The sequence below is a fragment of the Paraburkholderia sp. BR14374 genome (assembly GCF_040948685.1).
Lineage (GTDB): Bacteria > Pseudomonadota > Gammaproteobacteria > Burkholderiales > Burkholderiaceae > Paraburkholderia > Paraburkholderia youngii.
This window is the reverse complement of record NZ_JBFPKF010000015.1, coordinates 61,468-82,082: the sequence shown is the minus strand read 5'-3', so window position 1 is coordinate 82,082 and position 20,615 is coordinate 61,468. Positions and strand designations below refer to the sequence as shown.

General features: G+C 66.9%; 16 protein-coding genes. 7 read left to right on the top strand and 9 right to left on the bottom strand.

All coding sequences use genetic code 11. From position 1 onward, the window contains the following. Position 1: 1 nt before the first annotated feature. From scpB to AB3X86_RS27705, 3 genes are all read right to left on the bottom strand, one after another. A complete protein-coding gene (gene scpB, locus AB3X86_RS27715; RefSeq protein WP_368598476.1) occupies positions 2 to 1,054 on the bottom strand; it encodes an SMC-Scp complex subunit ScpB in 1,053 nt (350 codons plus the stop codon). A gap of 373 nt (positions 1,055 to 1,427) precedes the next feature. Then, positions 1,428 to 2,648, bottom strand: a complete 1,221-nt coding sequence (locus AB3X86_RS27710) for a pyridoxal phosphate-dependent aminotransferase (protein WP_368598475.1) — start codon at positions 2,646 to 2,648, stop codon at positions 1,428 to 1,430. Positions 2,649 to 2,846: 198 nt separating this feature from the next. After that, complete coding sequence (locus AB3X86_RS27705) at positions 2,847 to 3,749, bottom strand: LysR family transcriptional regulator (RefSeq protein WP_176378008.1); 903 nt, start codon at positions 3,747 to 3,749, stop codon at positions 2,847 to 2,849. A 406-nt stretch (positions 3,750 to 4,155) separates the two neighbouring features. On the opposite strand from AB3X86_RS27705, the gene AB3X86_RS27700 reads away from it, so the two are divergent. Both AB3X86_RS27700 and AB3X86_RS27695 read left to right on the top strand, forming a co-directional pair. Next, complete coding sequence (locus AB3X86_RS27700) at positions 4,156 to 4,557, top strand: transposase (RefSeq protein WP_013089147.1); 402 nt, start codon at positions 4,156 to 4,158, stop codon at positions 4,555 to 4,557. A gap of 325 nt (positions 4,558 to 4,882) precedes the next feature. Then, positions 4,883 to 5,134 carry a hypothetical protein gene (locus AB3X86_RS27695; RefSeq protein ID WP_176108922.1) on the top strand — a complete coding sequence of 84 codons (252 nt, stop codon included), beginning with the start codon at positions 4,883 to 4,885 and terminating at the stop codon, positions 5,132 to 5,134. Positions 5,135 to 5,504: 370 nt separating this feature from the next. On the opposite strand, the gene AB3X86_RS27690 is transcribed toward AB3X86_RS27695, so the two are convergent. Continuing rightward, a complete protein-coding gene (locus AB3X86_RS27690; protein ID WP_176378009.1) occupies positions 5,505 to 5,828 on the bottom strand; it encodes a hypothetical protein in 324 nt (107 codons plus the stop codon). Between the two features lie 346 nt (positions 5,829 to 6,174). Here AB3X86_RS27690 and AB3X86_RS27685 point away from each other — a divergent pair, with 346 nt between their 5' ends. From AB3X86_RS27685 to AB3X86_RS27675, 3 genes are all read left to right on the top strand, one after another. Then, positions 6,175 to 6,813 (top strand): YdcF family protein, encoded by a 639-nt coding sequence (locus tag AB3X86_RS27685; protein ID WP_176365856.1) that lies wholly within the window; start codon positions 6,175 to 6,177, stop codon positions 6,811 to 6,813. Between the two features lie 173 nt (positions 6,814 to 6,986). Further along, entirely contained in the window at positions 6,987 to 7,226 is a 240-nt protein-coding gene (locus tag AB3X86_RS27680) for a hypothetical protein (RefSeq protein ID WP_018432260.1), read from the top strand. A gap of 235 nt (positions 7,227 to 7,461) precedes the next feature. Next, entirely contained in the window at positions 7,462 to 7,719 is a 258-nt protein-coding gene (locus AB3X86_RS27675) for a hypothetical protein (RefSeq protein ID WP_008923870.1), read from the top strand. An 83-nt stretch (positions 7,720 to 7,802) separates the two neighbouring features. Here the strand turns inward: AB3X86_RS27675 and AB3X86_RS27670 are convergent, their stop codons facing one another. Beyond that, positions 7,803 to 8,093, bottom strand: a complete 291-nt coding sequence (locus tag AB3X86_RS27670) for a putative quinol monooxygenase (protein WP_176365756.1) — start codon at positions 8,091 to 8,093, stop codon at positions 7,803 to 7,805. A gap of 599 nt (positions 8,094 to 8,692) precedes the next feature. On the opposite strand from AB3X86_RS27670, the gene AB3X86_RS27665 reads away from it, so the two are divergent. Further along, on the top strand, positions 8,693 to 10,012 hold the full coding sequence (locus tag AB3X86_RS27665) for an EAL domain-containing protein (protein ID WP_368598474.1): 1,320 nt from the start codon (positions 8,693 to 8,695) through the stop codon (positions 10,010 to 10,012). A 12-nt stretch (positions 10,013 to 10,024) separates the two neighbouring features. On the opposite strand, the gene arfB is transcribed toward AB3X86_RS27665, so the two are convergent. Continuing rightward, positions 10,025 to 10,429: an alternative ribosome rescue aminoacyl-tRNA hydrolase ArfB gene (arfB, locus tag AB3X86_RS27660; protein WP_013089140.1), complete on the bottom strand. Its 405-nt coding sequence runs from the start codon at positions 10,427 to 10,429 to the stop codon at positions 10,025 to 10,027. A gap of 191 nt (positions 10,430 to 10,620) precedes the next feature. On the opposite strand from arfB, the gene AB3X86_RS27655 reads away from it, so the two are divergent. Further along, a complete protein-coding gene (locus tag AB3X86_RS27655) occupies positions 10,621 to 11,262 on the top strand; it encodes a VC0807 family protein (RefSeq protein ID WP_368598473.1) in 642 nt (213 codons plus the stop codon). 54 nt (positions 11,263 to 11,316) lie between these two features. Here AB3X86_RS27655 and AB3X86_RS27650 read toward each other — a convergent pair whose 3' ends face one another. The 3 genes from AB3X86_RS27650 to recC are packed head-to-tail and all read right to left on the bottom strand — an operon-like array spanning position 11,317 to position 20,518. After that, positions 11,317 to 13,407, bottom strand: a complete 2,091-nt coding sequence (locus tag AB3X86_RS27650) for an AAA family ATPase (protein WP_368598472.1) — start codon at positions 13,405 to 13,407, stop codon at positions 11,317 to 11,319. Beyond that, positions 13,404 to 17,129 carry an exodeoxyribonuclease V subunit beta gene (recB, locus tag AB3X86_RS27645; protein WP_368598471.1) on the bottom strand — a complete coding sequence of 1,242 codons (3,726 nt, stop codon included), beginning with the start codon at positions 17,127 to 17,129 and terminating at the stop codon, positions 13,404 to 13,406. Before recB ends, AB3X86_RS27650 begins: the two co-directional genes overlap by 4 nt. Continuing rightward, positions 17,126 to 20,518 (bottom strand): exodeoxyribonuclease V subunit gamma, encoded by a 3,393-nt coding sequence (gene recC, locus AB3X86_RS27640; protein ID WP_368598470.1) that lies wholly within the window; start codon positions 20,516 to 20,518, stop codon positions 17,126 to 17,128. The genes recB and recC overlap by 4 nt, the downstream gene beginning before the upstream one ends. Between the last annotated feature and the right edge of the window lie 97 nt (positions 20,519 to 20,615).

Below are 20,615 nucleotides of genomic sequence, written 5' to 3'. Positions count from 1 at the left end.
GTCAGGCGCTGCGCGACTCGGTTTCGTCGTCGGTCAGAAAACCTGCGTCCTGCGCGGCATCCCGGCGGTCCTCGGGACCGTCGTGCGCCGCCTCGATCGGGTTCGGCTCGGCGGCGTGCTCCGTATTGCGAGCCACGCCCGAGTCGTGCGCGGGTGTTGCCGGATCGGTCGGGGTGACCGGATCTTGATGCTGTGCCGAACCGGCGACGCTGGTCTGCGTTGCCGTGGGTGCCGGTTCGGGCTGTTGTTGCGTGTCGTGCAGCGCGCTCGACGCGTCTGATGCACTTGACGCATTCGTCGTGCCGGACTGCCCAGTCGCTTCTGCACGGGGCTCCGACTCGAACGTCGACGCGGCTACGGTCTCGGGCGGCGCTCCTGCAAATCCCGACGCCGACTGCTGCCCCGCTTCCGGCGAGGCCGGCTCGCCCGCGTCACCCGCCGTGTCGAGTCCTGCATCCTGATCTGGCTGCGGCACGCTATGCGCGTCGCCTTCGGCAAATTCGATTGCGTGCTGACCCAGCAGATCGGCGTTCAGTTGCGCGGACGGATCGGCCAGCGGCGGCAATTCGTCGAGCGCTGTTAGGCCAAGGTCGTCGAGAAACTGACGCGTGGTCGCATACAGCGCTGGACGCCCCGGCACGTCGCGATGACCGATCACCTCGATCCAGCCGCGATCCTCGAGCTGCTTGACGACCTGCGTATTCACCGTCACACCGCGAATTTCTTCGATATCGCCCCGCGTCACCGGTTGCCGGTAGGCAATGATCGCGAGCGTTTCGAGCACCGCGCGCGAATATTTCGGCGGTTTTTCCGGATGCAGTCGATCCAGATACGAACGCATCGCGGGCTTGCTTTGAAACCGCCAGCCCGACGCCAGCCCGACCAACTCCACACCGCGCCCGGACCAGTCCCGCTTCAGGTCTTCGAGCAAAGTCCGAACAGTGTCTGCCGACACGCCGTCGGCAAAGAGCTTGCGCAATTCGCCGAGCTTTAACGGCTCCTGCGCGCAGATCAAGGCAGTCTCGAGGACGATCTTCGCCTCTTGGGTATTCATGCAGCTAGGTCAGACCCTGTGGTCAAAGAACCGGATCAAACAGACGATGTGGAACTGAAGACGCGCTCGCCCGATTCTGATCGGTCATATTGATGGGAGCACGCACCGGGGGTGGCGAACAGACTTATCGAGCCAGACCCAGCCGGACGGAGCGGCGATATCCTGAAAGGATTCGCGTGAACTGAGCGCCATATTACGCAAAAACGACCGGGGCGTAAAGCCGCGATCCTCCGTGCATCTTCTGCCGCGGCGGCGACCGGTGTGCCCGCGCTCGCCGGGACACGGTCGCCAGTGAAATATTTCCACGATTCGCGGCCTTTCGCCGCTTGCGGCGCGCCAGGTCAATACGCGACGGACGCGCGACGCCATGCGCTCACGCGCCGGCGCGGCGCGCCAGAAACCGCATCAAGCGCTCGACGCCCGCATCGAGCCGCGCCGTATCGCACGCATAGCACCAGCGCACGAACCCCTCGCCTTGCGGCCCGAACGCGCTGCCCGGTGCCACGCCGAGCCCGACCTCACGCACCATCGCCTTGCACAAATCGAGACTGCGCGTCGAACCCGGCATCGCGAAGAACAGATACATCGCGCCCAGCGGAGCCTTCACGTCGACGCCGGGAACTGTCGACAGCACGCGCACCAGATGATCACGCGAGCTCCTCAGGTCGCGCACCAGCTCCTGCGTAAAGCGCTCGCCCTGTTCGAGCGCCGCGATGCCCGCCTGCTGCACGAACGACGGCGCGCATGACGTGTTGTACTCGACCAGCTTCGCCAGGTCATCCATCAACGCGGCCGGGGCGACGATCCAGCCAAGCCGCCACCCGGTCATCAGCCAGGCTTTCGAAAACGAATTCACGCAGATCACGCGTTCGTCGCGCGTCGCGAGATCGAGAAACGAAGGCGCCGTGCGCGCGCCGGCCGCCTGCGCCGCGTCATCACGGGGATAGTAGAGGCGCTCGTAGACCTCGTCCGCGACGATCCAGATACCGTGCCGCCGGCAGTGTTCGAGCACGGTGCGCTGGTCGTCGCGATTCATCACCCAGCCGGTCGGATTGTTCGGCGAGTTGAGCATCAGCATCTTCGTGTCGGGTGTCAGCGCGGCAAGCAATTGCCCGACGTCGAGCGCCCAACCGCGTTCACCATAGCCGAGCGCGACGGTTTCGACCTGCGCGCCGAGAATCTTCGGAATCTCGACCAGATTCGGCCATAGCGGTGTCACCGCGACGACCCGGTCACCGGCGCCGACCACCAGTTGCGCGGCGAGCATCAGCGCGTTGACGCCGGCGCTCGTAACCGCGATGTGCTCCAGTGACGTTGCGCCATGCAGCTCGCTGACATAGCCCGCGAGCGCCGCGCGCAACGGCGCGATGCCGAGGTTGTGTGTGTAAAACGTTGCGCCGGCGGCGAGCGCGGTGCTCGCGGCGTCGCGGATGAATGCGGGTGTGACGCGGTCGGACTCGCCGAACCAGAACGGCAGCACGTCGCCGACGCCGAAACTGGCGTTCGCGACTTCCCGGATTTGTGATGGACGCAGCGCGCGCACGGCGTCGCGCGCATTCGGGATGGAGGGCACGGGCAGGTCCAATTCGCTCATCGAGGCTTCCGGGAGGGTGGAGGATAAGGGGCTCTGGGCGCAACCGCGAAGGCGTGCGCGATGACGGCGGTAGTTTAGCGCGCCGGGTGACCGGACAGCGGCGAAGCAGACGCCGGGTGGGCGGCGGGCCAGGCCTACAGGTCCACCGACAGGTCCACCGCCTCCACCAGTCGAACAGACCGCACACGATCCCGCCCGTTAATTCAACTCCTCGGCCCGTCCGGGCAACTGCCGGATCAGATCCCACACCGCCTCGGCCGCGGGCGACAGCGACCGGTCGCGCCGCCGCACCAACTCGACGCGGCGCTCCGCGCGCGGCACCAGCGGACGCGCGACCAGCGACGCCCCCGCCGGCAGCGGCAGCGCGAGCCACGGCAGCACGCTGATGCCGACGCCCGCCTCGACGAGCCCGAACACCGTCGCCGAATGGCCGAGTTCCTGCACCACGGTGGCGTTCACGCCCTGCGCCTGCATCACGGCGTCGATGAGTGGGCGGCTGCCGGACGCATAGTCGAGCATCACGAGTTGCTCACCGTCGAGGTCCTTCCACGTAACCTGTTTGCGCGCGGCGAGCCGGTGATCGTCACGCGACACGATGCAGAACGAGTCGGTCATCAGCGTTTCGCTGAGCAGGTCGTCGTCGGAGAACGGACCGATGATCACGCCGAAGTCCACTTCACCCGACTTCACCTTGCGCACGACGTCGCTTTGCACGTCGTCGCGCAAGCTAAGCGTCACATAAGGAAACTGCTGCCCGCACGATGCGACCACGCGCGGCATCAGCCGGCACGCAACGGTCGGGCTCGCCGCGACCACCACGCGTCCACGGCGCTGCTCGCCGATTTCGCGGATCTCGCGCAACGCGTCGTCGAGATCCGACAGCAGCCGCGACACGCTCGACACCAGATTGCCGCCGACGTCGGTTAGTTGCACTTCGCGCGTCGTGCGATCGATGAGCTTCAGGCCGATTTCGCCTTCGAGCTCGCGCACGCAGCGACTGACCGCCGACTGTGTGAGGCCGATTTCATCGCCGGCCCGACTGAAGCTTTGCAAGCGCGCCACCTCGATGAAAACCCTGAGCTGTCGCAGCGTGACATTCATTTGCTGACCTCATCAATAAGGCAATTTAATGCACATTGTAAGTTAAATCCGTGCGGCATAGCGCCGGTCACAATGGGCATCGCGATGCAGCAAAAAGGCGCGAACGCCCGCTGGCCGGGCCCGTCTGCACAAGATTGGTGATTGTCCCGATTTGCGAGATGGACTTTTTGGATTCATATACGGCCCTGGTTGGCGCCCGCGTTGGCCCGCCGCCACGGGGCTTTCAGGCAATCGATATCAAATTGGCACATTTCGTGCGTTACGAGACGCGCAGGGTGGGCGCCATGATTTCCGACTGAAATGGCAATCCGTGGCAAGCCCGTCCCCTTTGGCACTCGCCTATCGAGTGTATGAAGAGTGCGCGGCGCGGGGCAGCGCACCGGAGTTAGCTTCGCTGAGGTGATACATGATGCTGTTCGACGATTTGAGAGATAACGAGTGGGCGCTGGTCGAGGCTTTGTTCTGTGCCGAGCCGGCGCGCAGCGAACGGCGCGGTCGACCGCGCGTGGAAGCTCGGGCGGTGGTCAACGCCGTACTTTGGGTGTTGTCGACGGGCGAAGGCTGGTCCAAGCTGCCGGGCCGCTATCCGTCCCCGCCGACTTGCCGCCGGCGTTTCGACGAGTGGCAGGCCGATGGCACGCTCGCTGAAATTGTGAAGCGGCTCGGCACCAGCGGCCGTGAGATCTCGTTGCGCGGCAGGATCGGCGCAACGGCCGCGAAACCGCCGGCACCACCGAGCCGCGACCGTATGCGCGGCGCGTTCTGGACCAATCCGGAATCGTGGCGCGCGCCGGTCAAGATGGCCTGACGCGAAACTACGTTGTCACCGGGCGCCTGCGGGCGCCCGGTTTTTTATCCAGCCGCCTTATTCTCGATCGCGTGCACGCCACCACCCGTCAGCATTTGACGGGCGCCGCGGGACGCCCTTGGTTTCGGGCCCACTTTCGGCGCGCCATCCGCACGGCCGCCAGAGTGATCATTGCGCTCTGCCTCAGACTCGCAAACTGCCCGATAGCTCCGGGTGAAACATCCATTTACTATTAATTACAGCACCCTTTCTTACCCCGGCATAACTTAATACCTATGCAAACAGGCCTTGAGTCAACGGGCTCGAGGTTGAGGGGGATTTCGGAATGAAACCAATGTCACTGCTGTTGTGCGGCATTGTGATTTCATCGATGGCCGCGCCGGCATTTGCCCAACAACGCCCGCAAGGGTGGAACTGGCGCCCGGACCGTCAGGCTACGCTGGAAGCGTGGCAGCAAAGCGAGGCCCACAATCGCGACTTCACGCCGCCGACGCCGCGAGGCGATCTGCGCGGCGATATCGCCAGCAATGTGCGGGCACGGCCCGATGCGCCGCGCGCGGAACAGCGACGGCGTTGATGTCGTGTGTCGCCGCGTGGATGGGCGCGTCGTGCGACGCGGCACCAAGTCTCTCGCATTCCGTATGCACGATCGGGGAACCACCGGACGCGGCACCAGTCTGACTCAACGCCATTAGCACAGCGTGGCAGTAGTAATTCCGGTATGCCCGTATCCTCGTGATACGGGCTTTTTTTCGCCCCCGTGGCGTTGATGGCATGACAGGCGCGCAACGGCAAACGGCCGGCGCGGAACGCGTCGCCGCATCGTCGATGGGGAAGCCGAGAGTCGCCCGCGGACGCGCACAGCGACCGGCCGACTGTAGAGACCGCCCGCCGTGGGGGTGACAGGCCCGGGCGGACAGAGATTCAGATAAGCGATGAACCTTGAGCTAAGGCCTGACTTCGGCTGTCGCCGCGGACTGCGTTTCAGCCGCGCCGAGAACGTAATCATTCATGCGTTGCGCTGTCCATGTGAGCAGACGCTCGTCGTGCTCGAGCCGCGCAAACTCCGCTTTGCCGCGTTCGGTGAGCACGGCGATGTCGACGGGGGCATGAAAGCCCGGCGCCGGTGCGACGGTTCGCTGACGAACGGTGTCCATCAGCCCCAGCGCGCGAAGATATTGGAAGACACCCGGCCTTCTGGCCCAGGGAACCTGGCGATATTGCGCTCGCCGCAGCGCTTCAAGTACCGCTTCGTTGGAATACGTGGTCATCTCACTTCTTTCTTAAAGTGCAGCTATGACACATTCATGCCCACGCGTCGCTGCGCCACCGGCGACGCGTGTAGCACCCGCTCCTGGTCAGAAGCTCGCCGTCTGTTCGACAGCGGATTTCCGCCAGACGCTGCCTGGTCTCGTTTTCGGAACCCCCGTCAGAACGGCATGTTAGCGTTCTCTCCCCGAACCGACGATGCAACCGCCGCGGCGCGATGGCTGGCCCGTGGATTTATCCCGAAAGACATACGTTACCCCATTTAAATTGATTCTATTCACTTTATTAGCGCTTTTTTTTGCAGCAATCGTGCTATGGAAACGTGCGCGACGGCCGCTCATCGTCTGCATGATCGCGCTGTTCTGGCTGCTCGCGGCCGGCTGGCTGAGCGCGCCACTGCTCGATCTCGCGCAGCCGCAACGACAGAGCGCCGAGGCCGCCACCTTCGCGCCACGCACCGCGATCATCCTGCTCGGCGGCGGCACGATCTACGACCACGACCACGTGCTGGTGCCACCGCGCGACGTGCTTTCGCGCATCGAAGTCAGCGCGCAGAACTATGCGGCCTGCAAGCGCACGGCGATCGTCTGCCAGGTGATAGTGAGCGGCGGCAATCCTCAGCGGCACAGCGCGACCGAAGCTGACACCTACCTGCCCTATCTGCTGCGCCAGCAGGTGCCGCGCTCGGACATCGTGCTCGAGAAAAGCAGCCGCACGACCTACGAGAACGCGCGCAACGTCTCGGTCATTGTCGGCCAATCACATTACGACACGTTGATACTCGTCACTTCCGCGTATCACATGCCGCGTGCGCTGCTCGACTTTCGCCGTTTCGGCGTCGAGCCACAGCCGCAGATTTCGAGCGCGCGGCGCGTGCGGCTCGGCGTGTTGCCGCGCTTCGGTAATCTCGTGGCGGCGGAGATAGCGTTGCATGAGCTCATCGGCCTCGCGCAGTTTCACCTGTATCGCGCGATCGGCTGGTTCTGACGAACGATGTACGCCGACCGCTCTCGCAGATCGACGAAGCCATTACAAAACGTAACAAATGTTGAGCGCCGTTACAAAGCCATCGGCTGGAGCGGAGTTTGCTCGATAGAATGAGTTGTCTTTCCGACTGGACGGGCAATACTCGGGTCCACCACCACTCTATGGAGGTAACGATGAAGAAAGTGTCCATGGCGATCCTGGTTTCCCTGTGTGCCGCGGCCGGCGCAGCTTACGCGCAGGACCAGGGCATCACGACGAGCACCGATCCGGCCAAGGCCGCCGACGTCGAGCAGCGTGCGCAAGCTTTGCAAAACCGCGAGCAGTCGATGGAAAGCGCACCCGCCGCCCCGGCCAAGCATCACAAGATGGCTCCGCATCATCCGAAGAAGGGTGCGGACACGTCGGGTACCTGAGCGACTTCGCGGATCTGGCCTCGCGGCCTCGTCGTAAAGGTGAAAAAGCCGAAGCCGGCAGCGCCGGTTTCGGCTTTTTTATTTGCGTGATCGGCTCGCTGCCGACGAGGCACTCCGAACGCACACCGGTCTGGCGAAGCCTCCGGCGCACAGCATTCTGTATGCTAAAGTCGCGCACCGACCGGCGAGCCGCCGGCATCCCCTAACCCGTGCGCACCCTGGTGCGGAGGACAGCATGAGCAACATCCAGCTTGATATCGAATGGACGGAAGCAGCATCTCGCAAGATCGAAAAACTGATGCCGCGTGGCGGTCAGGAAGCGTACCTCGCGCTGCCGCCCGTCGAATGCCTGCCGATGGAAGGCGACGTGCTGTTTCTCGGCCCGGCGGGCAAGCAGCAGCCGTTCATCGTCGCGGAGCGTCAGTATCACCATGACGGCGACGCCGACTGGACCATCATCCTGATTCTCGATGTCCCGCAAGCAACTCACTAATCGCTGACGGCGCGCCGGCGGCCGCGGTGCCGCCGCACCTGGCCGGCGTGTTGTCCGCGCGCCGCTGACGCCCGCACCCGGACTCAGGCGATCTTCGACACTACGCGAATCTCCGCGTGCTCGATCCAATCCGCGGCCGCTTTCTTATAAGCCTGGATATGCGCGGATTTCGCATGCGCCGCGAGCGCGTCCTGGCTTACCCATCGCTCGACGAACACGAACCGGCGCGGCTCCTGCACGTCGCGGTGCAAGTCGTACTGCAGCACACCCGCTTCTTTGCGCGTCGGCCCGACGATGCCTTCGAGCGCCTCGCGCAACAGCTCCTCGTGCCCCGGTTTCGCTACCGAAATTGCGACCACCGCGATTTCCGCCATGCCTGATCTCCTCCTTAAGAAAACCAGCAGCATACCCGCCGGTCGCTGAACCTGCCGACGACGGCGCTAACCAGCCTGGCGACGCACGAATCTCGACTCTGCCCGCCATGCCGGACCACCGTCGCGTCAAGCCAGAATCCGCCCGGCAAAGCAGTGCCAAGCCCGCCGCCCGAACCGCCACATCAGCCCGCGCACTGGCGCTAACATGGGTGCACCGTCGGCGCCTGGAGTTTGGCGGGCGACCACTGGGCGCCCTGCTACCCTCGGCGTGGTATGGCAACTGATTGCGATTGAGAATCGGTTTCACGCGTGGCAAGCGCGCGAAACGCTCCGGCGCATGACCGCAACGGGTTGCCGCACGGCCGTTGGCAGCCGTTTTGCGGACTATTTCGCGCTTATGCCTCTGTGATAACCCGCACATTGATGCACGCTGCAAACTGCTAGACTCATTTTGACCAATTCGCCGGAGTCCAGCGTAGCTGGTACTGCCCTCCGCGATCGCGGGACACTTTCGTGTCGTCCCGGCGACGCTTCGGGTGGGCGAGCGCTGCGCGCCGAATGGGTTTGCGAGCCCCTTCACCCCTTGCCGCAACAATCCCATGTCAGCTCTGATGCCCGCTTCTATGCCATCCGTCAGCGAATTGACCGTGAGCGGCGTGCTCCCGCACCTGGTCCGCGGCGAGTCGGGCTGGACCGCGACCTGGCGCGCATTGACATTGCACAGCGTGTTCCAGCCGGTGCTGTCGGTCACGCATCAGTGCGTGGTCGGCTACGAGGGGCTGTTGCGCGCGTTCGATCCGGTCGGCCTGCCCGTCTCGCCCGAAGTACTGTTCTCCGGCACGCGCTCGGCCGCCGAAGCGCGCGAACTCGACCGCATCGCGCGCTGCCTGCACGTGGCGAACTTCATGGAGCAAGGCATCAGCACCGGGTGGCTGTTTTTGAACACGCGCCCGCAGGTATTCGAGACCGGCTGGCCGCAGCGCGCGTTCATCGACGAGTTGTCCGCGCATTTCGGGCTGCCGCAGGAGCGCATCGTGATCGAAGTGCTCGAGCAACCCGCCGACGATGAATCCGCCGTCGCCAGCATGCTCGCCGCCTCGCAGCCGCGCGATTTCCTGATCGCGATCGACGACTTCGGCACCGGCTTCTCGAACTTCGACCGCGTGTGGCGCTTCCGCCCCGACATCGTCAAGCTCGACCGTTCGCTCGTTGCGCGCGCGGGCAAGCGCGAGGGCGACGAATCGATGATCAGCCATCTGATCGCGATGCTGCATCAGTCGGGCACGCTGGTGCTCGCCGAAGGCGTCGAAACCGATGAAGAGCTGATGATCCTGATGCAGGCCGACGTCGATTTCGTGCAGGGCTTCTGGTTCGGCCAGCCGAAGAGCAGCGTGCGGGCCGCCTGCACGAAGGTGCCCGCGCTCGTCGAGTCGATCTGGAGCAAGTTCGCCGACTACGAGCGCGCGCACGCCGGCCACCAGCGGCTCGGCTTCGAGGGCTTCGCGGAAGCGGTGCTGGCCGCCGCCGACACCTACAAGGCGACCGGCGACCTCGAGGAGGCTGCGCAAAAGGTCTGGCATTTGCCCGAAGCGCGCCGTGTATTCCTCACCGACGGCCAGGGGGAGCAGACCCAGCCTTCGGTGACGGCCGCCTCGGTCTCGCCGCCCCCGAAGCGGCTCGCGCCGCTCTATACGGAGACGCGCAGCAACTGGTCGCGTCGTGCGTATTTCCGGCACGCGATGGCGGCGCCGGGCCGCGTCGCGATGATGGGGCCGCACTATTCGCTCGCCGATGGTCAGGACTGCTACACCGCGGCGATCGCGTTCGAGCGCGACGGCACGAACGTGCTGTGCGTCGACTTCGTGCCGGAGGCATCGCCGCCGGATGGGCGCACCGGCAGACGCGGCGCGAAGCGTTAGCGACCCGCGCCGCTACTCGTGCACGCGGCCGCGCCCCGACTTCACCTCGCTGCGCTTTGCCTTGCTGTCGAGCCGTCGCAGGTTCGACGCGCGGGTCGGCCGCGTCGCGACCCGATGCTTGCGGGTCACGCTGACACTTTCGATCAGTTCATCGAGCCGCGCGAGCGCCGCCGCGCGGTTCATCTCCTGGGTTCGATGCTCCTGCGCCTTGATGACCACGACGCCGTCGCGCGTGAGCCGATGGTCGGACAGCGCGAGCAGACGCATCTTCAGCACTTCCGGCAGCGACGAGGCGCGCACGTCGAAACGCAGGTGGATCGCGCTCGATACCTTGTTGACGTTCTGCCCACCCGCCCCTTGCGCGCGCACGGCGGTCAATTCGATTTCGTTGGGCGGGATCGGGTAGCGGGATGTCATGGGCGGTCGGGAAGAGAGATGCATCAGTGTACAAGCGCTCGGCGCGAGATGCCCGAGGTCGCCGGAGCACGCCCGAGCGCCAGGTGCAGTGCTCGGCTGCGCCGGCTTGCTATCGCGTTACGAAAAAAACCATTTGCGTCGGCGCGACCGGTTCATCGATACTGGCTCTTTCGCTTACGGCGTAAATTCAAATGAAAATCCGTCCCGGTTTCGTGCTCGAACTGGCGGTCAACTTTCTGCTGCCGTGGCTGGCCTACCGGCTCGCGTTACCGCGGGTAGGCGAGACCGGCGCGCTGATCGCGTCCGCCGTGCCGCCGCTCATCTGGAGCGCTATCGAGCTCGCGCGTTTCAGACGCGTCGATGCGCTCAGCGTGATGGTGGTTGCGGGCATCGTGTTGTCGGTGGCGGCCATGGCGCTCGGCGGCAGTCCGCGCATGCTGCTGTTGCGCGAGTCGCTGGTATCCGGCGCGGTCGGCGTCGTGTTTCTGCTGTCGCTGCCGATGCGCCGTCCGCTGATCTTCTACCTCGCGCGCGCGACGGTCGCGCGCGAAATGGAAGGCGGCGCCGCGCATTTCGAGACGCTGTGGCGCGAACGCCCCGGTCTCGCCCCCGCGATGCGAACCATGACGCTCGTGTGGGGCGTCGGCCTGACCGCCGAAACCGCGCTACGCGCGTGGATGGCGCTGACGTGGCCGATCGAACGCTTCCTCGTCGTGTCGCCCTTTATCGGCTACGGTATCTACGCGGGACTCGCGCTGTGGACGCTGTGGTATCGCAAGACGATGCGCAGCCGCGTCGAAGCCATCGAGCGGGCGAGCGGCATGGCCGGTTGAGCGCCGCTCGCACTTTGGGCCCCCGCTCCGCGTGTTCCGCCCGCGCTCGCGCGATCAACGCGACGCCTCCGCGATTCGCGCGGCCAGCCCCGAATCACGCTGCGTCGGCGTCGCGATCGCCTGCGCGAGCACGGCCCGCGCGCCGATCACCTCGACGCGTTCGCGCGCGCGAGTAATCGCCGTGTACACGAGCTCACGCGACAACACCCGGCTGAACGCCGACGGCAGCACCAGCACCGCGTGCTCGAACTCCGAACCTTGCGACTTGTGGACCGTCAGCGCGAACGCGGTGTCGTGCGGCGGCAGCGCGGCTGGCGACACCGCGCGCACCCCGCCGTCGCCGGTGCGGAAGTACACGCGCAGCGCGCCGCCCGCACCCGGCAACGCAATGCCGATGTCGCCATTGAACAGCCCCAGCGCGTAGTCGTTGCGCGTAACCATCACCGGACGTCCAGCAAACCACTGCGCGCCGACCGCGAGCGTGACGCCCGCAGCACGGCGCACCTGGGCCGCCATCGCCGCATTGACCTGATCGACGCCGCGCGGTCCGAGCCGCGTCGCACAGAGGATGCGGAAGCGGTTGAGCGCGTCGAACAGCGACAATGGATCGGGCGTCTCGGTGGCGAGCGCCGCCGCAAGTGCATCGGCGTACGGCGCGAAGCCGGCGGCAAGTCGCGTGACGGTGCGCTCGGCGAGCGTCGTGTGCGCGTCCTCATGCAGCGCCGCGGCGCAGTCCTCGGTCGGGTCGGTCCACAATACGTCGAGCGCCGCGCTCGCTGAGCCGTTGCGAATCGCAACCGACAAACGCCCGATCGGCGACTCGAGGCCGAACCGGTAGTTGCGCTCGAGCCAGACGACGCAGTCCGCGAGCGGATTGCGTTCGTTCGCCAATTGCATATCGTGACCGGCCTCTTCGTCAGCCGCCGCCGTCGCGACACCGGCGAACAGATCGCCCGATGCATCCGGCTCGAACGTGTGCAGCGCCTCGGGTGGCACAAAAAAATCATCGACCGGCGCTTCATCGTCCTGACGCGACGCGCGCGGCAAAGCCCGCGCGAGCCGCGCTTCCTCGATGTCGAGCGCCTGCGCGACCCGTCGCAAGCCGCTCGCGCTCAACGCCGGCCGCGCACTGAGTTCGGCGAACACCGCGCCGGCTTCGACCGCGGCGAGCTGGTCCTTGTCACCGAGCATCACGAGCCGCGTTTGCGGCCCGATCGCGTCGAGCAGATGCGTGGCCATCGCGACGTCGATCATCGACGCCTCGTCGATCACGACCACGTCATACGGCAACGGATTATCGCGATGATGCCGGAAGCGTCCGCCCGGCCCCGAGCCCAGCAATCGATGCAGCGTGTACGACGTCTGCGGCAAACGCTCGGCGAGTTCAGCCGGCAGCTCGCCCGCACGCGCGAGCAATGCTTCCTGCATCCGTTGCGCCGCCTTGCCGGTCGGCGCCGCGAGCGCAATGCGCAGATCGGCGCGCGCATCGAGCAGACACGCGAGCACGCCTACCACGGTCGTGGTCTTGCCGGTGCCCGGACCTCCGCTGACGATCGTCAGCCGCCCCGACAGCGCCATCACGGCCGCGACGCGCTGCCAGTCCACTTCGTCGTCTCTCGGCGGGCCGAAGTAGCGCAGCAGGCGTTCGCGCAACGCGGTGGGCGCGGAGTCGGCGTTGACATTCGCAGTGTTCGCGTCGGCCGTCGCCTGTGCGACCAGAGCGTGCGCCAGGCGCCGCTCGTAGTCGTAGTAGCGCGCGAGATAAAGACGCCCCTGCGCGTCGATCACGAGCGGCCGCAACGCCGCAGCACTCGCCGCGTCCGCTGCGCCATCGCTTGCCATGCCGCTCGCGAGCAGCGCCGCGCGCACCTCGGCGCTCGATGCGTCGAAGCGGCGCGCAAGCGCCGCGAGCGGCACGCACACGTGCCCTTCGGCGGTCGCACGGCTCGCCGCGAAGGCGCCGCGCGCGGCCCATTTCACCACCTCGGCTGATGCACCACTGCGCCGCGCCAGCATGCCGATCCGACGCGCGAACCCTTCGGCCAGCGCGATGCTGAAATCTGCCGGCGCGGGCAGGTTGACGCCGATGTCTTCGAGCCCGAGCGGCGCGGCCGCGCGCTCGTCAAGCGTGCCGCGCGTGCTCATGCGCCACCTCCGACCATCGCCGCGTCGAGCAGCGCCACCAATTCGAACGGCGCGCGCCGCCTATACACGGCGGCGGCGCCGTCGACGTCGCGCCAGTCCGGCCGCACGCCGCGCACGAACAGATACAGATAGCCGCCGATATGCGTGTCGTACGCATAGTCGCGCACGCGCGTCTTCAGATAGCGATGCAACGCGACCGTATAAAGCAGCGCCTGCAGGTGATACGCGTGGCTCGCCATCGCCGCTTCGAGCGGCGCAGCCGCGTAATCGGCCGCGGTGTCGCCGAGATGGTTCGATTTCCAGTCGACGATCCAGAAGCGGCCGTCGTGCTCGACGATCATGTCGATAAATCCTTTGATGTACCCACGCAGCACGCCCGGCTCCAGCGCGACGTCGGGATAGCCGTATTCCATCAGCAGTTCGCGCAGCGCCGGAAAATCCAGCGACGGCGCCGCAAACAGAAATTCGAGTTCGTTCAGGCGCCGACGCGGATCGAGCCGCGCGAGCGTCATGCCGGGCGCGAGTTCGGTCGAGACGACGTCGGCGATCAGCCGATGCATCATCGCGGGCAAACGCGCGGCGAGCTCGGGGGCGGCCGGCGCCGGTCGCTCCCGCAGCGCGCCGCGGATCGCGTCGGGCCAGCTGCGCACGTCGCTGAAATCGGCGAGCTCGAACATCCGATGCAGGCAATCGCCAGCCGCCGCACCGCGCGGGAACGCGAGGATGTCGTCGTCGGCATGCGCCGGGGCGTTGGTCGCGACGACCGGCGCGAGCAACGGCGCGGACTGTAGCGCGTCGGCGATCTCATCGTGATCGGGCCGCACGTCTTCCTGCGGCGCATGCGCGTACGCCTCCCCGTTCCTCGCGCCGGACGCGATCAGGCCGCTGAAACTCGCCATGCGCCACTGATCGCGCAACGGCCGCCGATTCGCGCGCGCGTGCAGATGCGCGCCCTCGTCCTGCAGACTTTCGAGCGGCACGCGACGCGTCACTTCGGGCAACGCCCGCAACATGACCGGTCCGCCCGCGAGTGCATGCCAGCTCGCCGCGAGCGCGGCTTCATCGGGCGGCTCGGCGAGCCATGCGTCGAACGTATGGCCGCTGCCGCCGACGAGCCAGTTCAGCACGCTGCGGCGCGACTCCTTGGTCGAGCGCGAAGACAGATAGGTGCCCGCGACCAGGTAGCAGCGATACACCGCGCGCGTGAACGCGACATAAACGAGCCGCGCGCGTTCCGCTGCCTGCTCGCGCACCGCGTAACGCGACGCGCGCTCGGCTTCCTGTTCGTCGCAACCGTAGTGCAGCACCGCGTCGCCGCTGTCGTCGTGATACTCGCGCGCATCGGGCAAGCCCGACGACGGCGGCTCGCGCAAGCCACCATCGTTCAGGAACGGACAGAACACGACCGCGTATTCGAGTCCCTTCGATTTATGGACCGTGACGATCTGCACGAGATTGCGATCCGACTCGAGCCGCAGTTGCGCCTCTTCCCCGCCGCCCTGCTCGCGCTGCGCGGCGAGCCAGCGCAAGGTCGGCGCGATGCCGGGCTGGGTGGCCGCGCGCGCCTGTACGAGCTCGGCGAGATGGTTCACATTGGTCAGCCGGCGCTCGCCGTCGACACCCGCGACGAGCCGCTGCGCAACGCGCAGCTCGCGCATCAGCGTACGCCACATCACGGCGAAGCCGCGTTCGTGCCACAGCATCCGGTAGCGCGAAAAACGTTCGACCCAGCCCATCGCGTCGGCGGGATCGAGTGTTGGCGCGGGTTCGTCAAAGGCCTCAGGCGCTGGCGCCTCGGCGACCTGCGTAAGACGCCACAGCGCGGCGGCGTCGAGCCCGAGCCAGTCGGTGGCGAGCGCGGCGCGTAGACGCCGCAGATCGCCGGGCGTGTCGATGGCGGCCAGCACGCGCTCGATCTGCTCGGCATCCAGCGTCGCGAACACCGACGCCTGCGCAAGCTCCACGCTGCCGACGCCCCACGCCGCGAGCACGCGTTTGACGAGGCTGCCCTGCTTGTGCGTCTGCACGAGCACTGCGATATCGCCCGGCGCGAGCGGCTTGTCGCCAATCGTCACGACGCCTGCGCGCGCCCCTCGCAACAGCCGCACGATCTCGGCCGCGCACGCTTCGCTCGCCGCGCGCTGCGCGTCGCGTTTGCTCAATGCGGTCTCGCCTTGCGGCAACGTCCAGATGCGGAAATCGCCGCCGGCCGCGTCGGGATCGGCGAACGGGGCACGCCGCCGCTCGCCCGCGCGCACCGGCTGATAGTCGAGCCCGTCGAGCACAAACGCTCGAGGGTTCGCTTCGAAGATCCGGTTGCACGCGTCGACGATCGGTGCGGTCGAGCGCTGGTTGACCGCGAGCGTGTAGCACGCGGACGCCGCCTCGCGCGCCGCAAGGTACGTATGCAGATCCGCCGCACGGAAGCTGTAGATCGCCTGCTTCGGATCGCCGACGAGGAACAGCGGCCCGGCCGGCGCGAAGATGCGGCTGAAGATCGCGAATTGCAGCGGATCGGTGTCCTGGAACTCGTCGATCAGCGCGGCCGGATAGCGGTTACGCAACGCGTCGGCGAGCCACGGATGCGCGGCCAGCGCGCGATACAGATTCGCGAGCAGATCGTCGAACGACACGACGCGGCGCGTGCGCTTGCGCGTCACCAGCTCGGCCGGCGCGAACTCGAGCCATGTCTGCACGAGCCCGAGCCAGCGCGCGCGCTGCGCGGCCTCGGCGGCGACCACGGCCGCGGCCAGCGCTTCGGCATGCTCGAAGAACGGATGCGCGGGCGGCTCGAACTTGACCTTGGTCGCCTTCTTCAGCGCCGACGCCGTCAGCTTCAACGCCGCGCGCGGCGGCGGCGCATGGCAGTCGCCCCGCGCGAAGTAGTCGGTCCACGCGGCGATCGCGGCGCTGACGTGATCGGGCTTGTGCGTGGTCTTGCTCAGGCGCTCCTGGACCTCCGCTAGCAGCGCGACGATCGCGTCGCGCTCGGCCTGCCAGATCGCGCACGCGACATCGAAGCCGGCCTGCGGATCGGCGCTGGCGCCGTCCGCGTCGACGCTGCCCCAGCGCAATTGCGCGAGCGGCTTTTTCAGGCGTCGCGCCAACTGTTCGTCGAGCGACGCGGGACCGGCGCGCCTCGCCACCAGCCACGCAGCGAACGCCGGATGCGCATGCGCAACCGGCTCGACCTGCTCGCGCCAGAAGTCGGCGGCGAGTTCGAAGCGCAGCGCCGCGTCGTCGGCTTCCATCTCGAACGCGAACGGCATCGCGGCGGCGAACGGGGCTTCCTGCAACGCGCGCTGACAGAACGCGTGGATCGTGTGGATCGCGGCCTGATCGAAGGTGCGCAGCGCACGGCGCACGACCTTCAACGCCGCCTCGCGCTCGATACCGTTCTGCGGCGCGAGCGTCGTTTCGAATAGCCGGCGGATGAACGGATCGTCGCCGTCGTCGTCCATCTCGATCGCGCGATGCAGTTCCGCGAGACGGCCGCGAATGCGCTCGTGCAACTCCGCGGTCGCGGCCTTCGTGAAAGTGACGACGAGAATCTGATCGGCGTTCAGGTTCTTTTCGAGCAGCAGCCGCACGTACAGCGCGCAGATGTTCCACGTCTTGCCGGTGCCCGCCGACGCTTCGATTTGGTTCACGCCGTCGAGCGGACACGCGAACACGTCGAGCTCGTCGGCGACGAGGTTTTGATTGCGCAGCGCTTCGCTCATGAGGCGCTCCGCAGATGCTGGATCAGTGGCTTGAAGACGATCGCGGCGAGGCTGCCGAACGGTTCGGCGAGAGTGAGCGGCGTGCCGCGCAGCGCGATGCGCAACGCGGGGTCGTCGGATTCGCCGCGCACGCGGTCGTTGATCCATACGCCCTGTGCCGCCGCTTCGCTTTCGCTGACTCTCGCCCATGCGCTCTTTGGGAAGAAGCGCAGCGGCAGCCGGCGGCCGGCCTTGAAGAGCGCCGCCAACGGCGCGAGTTCGTCGAGCGGCGCCGCGACGGGCGCGAGCTCGAAGCTCTCGCCGCTGCCGTGCCACACGGTGCGGCGCGGACCGTCCGGCTGCGACGCGCAATAGACCAGATGCGCGAGCCACGCGGACAGATAGTCGCGCGCGCTGGCTTTGGCATAACGAAAGATCACTTGTCCCGTTCCGGTCAGCAGGTTCAACGTGCCGCGCATTTGCAGCAGCGTTTCGGCGGACTCGCGCAGCAGCGCGTCGTAGTCGCCGAACAGCGAATTGGCGCTGTCGGTGCGATCACCGTCTTGCGGCCAGCGCGGCATGATGTCGAGCACGAACGGCAAGCGCTCGACACCGGCGGCCACTTCGCGCCGCACGCTTTGCGCCAACTGCCGCAGCGCGGACAGTTCGCGCGCGCGCCACACCGCGCCGGTCGCGCCGCCCGGCAACTCGGGGCTCGCCTCGGCGACGCGCTGCACGCGGCTGTACGTCACCTCGTCTGCGGTGTCGGCGTCGAGCAGCACCGGCAGCAGGCGCTCGGCGAGCGCGTCCCGGCCCGCATAGTCGAGATCGAACGGCTCGGTATCGAGCAGTTCGCCCTGCGCATCCGACAACGCGATGCCGAGCCGGTCGCGCAACAGCGCGCGCGCCGGATGACGCCAGAAACGCACGAAGTCGTCGAACTGCACCTCGTGCATATCTTCCGGCGGCAGCGGTTGATCGAAGAACGGCGCGGCGGCGGCATGCTGCGGTTCGGCGAGCAATGTGGCCAGCTCGGCGCGATCAGCGTCGTAGGTGAACAGATCGGGCTTCGCCGCAAAATAGTCCGACGCGAACGCCTGCAACGGATGCTCGACGATGAACTCGCGCCGCGCGCTGTCGACCTCGGCCGGACTCGCGTCCTCGCCCGCCGACACCTGCGCGAGATGATCGAGCAGTTCGTCGACGAGCGCGGCAGGCGGCAGCGGCGCGTTATCGCGAATGCTGCGGCCCGTGTACGCGATGAAGAGCCGCTCGCGCGCGGCGAGCAGCAGATCGAGGAACAGATTGCGCTCGTCGTCGCGGCGCTGACGGTCGCCGGCCTTGCCGAACGCGGCCATCAGATCGAATTCGTCGGCGCGCGCGAGCGACGGCAGCACGCCGTCGTCCATGCCGAGCAGGCAGACCACACGGAACGGCAAACCGCGCAAGCTCGTCAGCGAAGAAAACGTCACGCTGCCCCACGGCACGCCGCCGCGCGCGGGGTCGTCGAGCGCTTCGGTGAGCGCGGTGCGCACCACCGAGGCCGGCAGCAACATATCATGCGCGCCGGCCTGCATCGCGGCGCTCATCGCATCGAGCGCGTCGCGCACGGCCGCGAGCGAATCGGCGAACTCCACGCCGCCGTCGAAGCACTGCCCGAGCGTTTCGAGCAGCAGCTGCGACCAGCCGGCGGGCGTGCGCTCGATCGCACAGCTCGCCGCGAAGCTGTCGATATCGTCGACGAAGCGCGACAGACGGCCGAGCAATTCGGCGTCCGAACCGTCCGCGCCTTCGACCGGCAGCCACGCATCGACCGGCTCGCCGCCGGCCGGCATCGCATAGCCGAGGTACAGGCGCGTCAGCGCATCGGCGAACGTATGACGCGCGACCGGCACATGCTCGCCGACCGGTTCGAGCGGCGCGAGCCCGCGCCGCGCGCCGGCGGCCGCGAGCCATTCCTGCGCCGCTTCGAGCGAATTCGCATCGATGCCGTAACGCACCGCGACCGCATCGACACGCAGCCACTCGATCAGATCCGGCGCGCCGACGCTGCGCTCGGGCAGCGCGAGCCAGTCGAGCAACAGACGCGCGACCGGATTGGCCTGCGACGGCGGCAAGCCGGTGATTCGGTACGGAATGCGGCGGGTGTCGCCGGCGGGCGTGGTGCCGAACACCGCATCGATCAGCGGACCGGCCGCCGCCAGATCGGACACCGCGACCAGCACGTCGGACGGCTGCAGATCGTCGAACTCGTCGAACCAGCCGAGCAGGCGATCGTGCAGCACTTCGAGCTGCCGGGACAGGCTATGGCAAACGTGGACCTCGATACCGCGCTCGATAGGCAACTCGTCCGCATCGGCTTCATTGCGCAGATCGAGGATGCCGTTCTGCACGGCGGCGAGCCAGCTCGGCTCGGGGTTCTCGGTGAAGTCGCCGGTCTCGGCCGATGCCGCGCTTTCGGTCAGCTCGTGCAGCATATGCAGCTGCGCCTGAGTCTGCCGTCCCCATTCGGCGAGCAGCGGATGACCGACTTCCTGATAGTCGAGCTGCCCCGCCGCGTCGAGCGCCTGCACGCGCCCTTCGCTGACCACGTCGAACCAGAACTCGCGGCATGGGTTCATCACGTACAGACGCACGTCGATCCAGCGCGACAGCGCGCGCAGCAATGCGATATGCAGCGGCGGCATGGTCGGCAGCGCGAACACGCTGACCGCCTCGGGCCATCGCGCGTTCGAGATTGCCTCGAGATCGAGCGAGCCGAATTCATCAAGGAACCGATACGCGGGCGGCAGCGCGGCCGCGGATGTTTGCGCATGCCCCCCGGCTTGCGCGAGTTCGGCGAGCACCGCGCGCCACAGCGCCGCTTGCCAGCGCTCGTCTTCGCGGGCGGCATCGCTCGCGCCGGTCAGACGCGGACCGGTGTCGTCCGCCGCGCCACTCGCGAAGATCGAGCCGCCCTTCTGCCACTGCAGCAGCCATTCAGGGCGATAGGTCAGATAGTGGTCGAGCACGGTCGCGACGCGCCGCGCGAGTTCGTAGCGCATCGACGCGTCGGCCGCATCGAGATAGGTGCGCAAACGCGGCGACGCATTCCACGGCAGCGCCTCGTCCGTGTCGTCGAGCAGCCGGTAGCAGCGCCACACGAGGCGGTCCGGCGCGAACGGCGAATGCTTCGGCACCTCGATCACGCCGCCGATCTGCGCCCACAGCCATTGCGCGAGATAACCAAAGTTCACGTTCGCGCAGATGCCCTGGCGCGCGGCGATATCGAGTTCGAGCCGCCGGCGTACGGCCGCGCTCGGCACGATCACGGGACGCGCAGTCCAAGGGTCGGACGGCGCTTGCGCGAGGTCGTCGAGCAGCGCACCCACCAGCGTTTCGTAGCGGTTCGAGTAGAAGAGCTGAAGCATGGATTCCAGATCATAATTGGCACGCTGATGGCCCGCGAGTGATGCTCGGGAGCCGCGGCGGACATTGAAGCGACAGCATAACAAACCGATCCTCAGG

Bases quoted from the DNA above. Each gene is read 5' to 3' on its own strand.
- scpB (WP_368598476.1), bottom strand. From the start codon at position 1,054: ATGAATACCCAAGAGGCGAAGATCGTCCTCGAGACTGCCTTGATCTGC.
- AB3X86_RS27710 (WP_368598475.1), bottom strand. From the start codon at position 2,648: ATGAGCGAATTGGACCTGCCCGTGCCCTCCATCCCGAATGCGCGCGAC.
- AB3X86_RS27705 (WP_176378008.1), bottom strand. From the start codon at position 3,749: ATGAATGTCACGCTGCGACAGCTCAGGGTTTTCATCGAGGTGGCGCGC.
- AB3X86_RS27700 (WP_013089147.1), top strand. From the start codon at position 4,156: ATGATGCTGTTCGACGATTTGAGAGATAACGAGTGGGCGCTGGTCGAG.
- AB3X86_RS27695 (WP_176108922.1), top strand. From the start codon at position 4,883: ATGAAACCAATGTCACTGCTGTTGTGCGGCATTGTGATTTCATCGATG.
- AB3X86_RS27690 (WP_176378009.1), bottom strand. From the start codon at position 5,828: ATGACCACGTATTCCAACGAAGCGGTACTTGAAGCGCTGCGGCGAGCG.
- AB3X86_RS27685 (WP_176365856.1), top strand. From the start codon at position 6,175: ATGATCGCGCTGTTCTGGCTGCTCGCGGCCGGCTGGCTGAGCGCGCCA.
- AB3X86_RS27680 (WP_018432260.1), top strand. From the start codon at position 6,987: ATGAAGAAAGTGTCCATGGCGATCCTGGTTTCCCTGTGTGCCGCGGCC.
- AB3X86_RS27675 (WP_008923870.1), top strand. From the start codon at position 7,462: ATGAGCAACATCCAGCTTGATATCGAATGGACGGAAGCAGCATCTCGC.
- AB3X86_RS27670 (WP_176365756.1), bottom strand. From the start codon at position 8,093: ATGGCGGAAATCGCGGTGGTCGCAATTTCGGTAGCGAAACCGGGGCAC.
- AB3X86_RS27665 (WP_368598474.1), top strand. From the start codon at position 8,693: ATGTCAGCTCTGATGCCCGCTTCTATGCCATCCGTCAGCGAATTGACC.
- arfB (WP_013089140.1), bottom strand. From the start codon at position 10,429: ATGACATCCCGCTACCCGATCCCGCCCAACGAAATCGAATTGACCGCC.
- AB3X86_RS27655 (WP_368598473.1), top strand. From the start codon at position 10,621: ATGAAAATCCGTCCCGGTTTCGTGCTCGAACTGGCGGTCAACTTTCTG.
- AB3X86_RS27650 (WP_368598472.1), bottom strand. From the start codon at position 13,407: ATGAGCACGCGCGGCACGCTTGACGAGCGCGCGGCCGCGCCGCTCGGG.
- recB (WP_368598471.1), bottom strand. From the start codon at position 17,129: ATGAGCGAAGCGCTGCGCAATCAAAACCTCGTCGCCGACGAGCTCGAC.
- recC (WP_368598470.1), bottom strand. From the start codon at position 20,518: ATGCTTCAGCTCTTCTACTCGAACCGCTACGAAACGCTGGTGGGTGCG.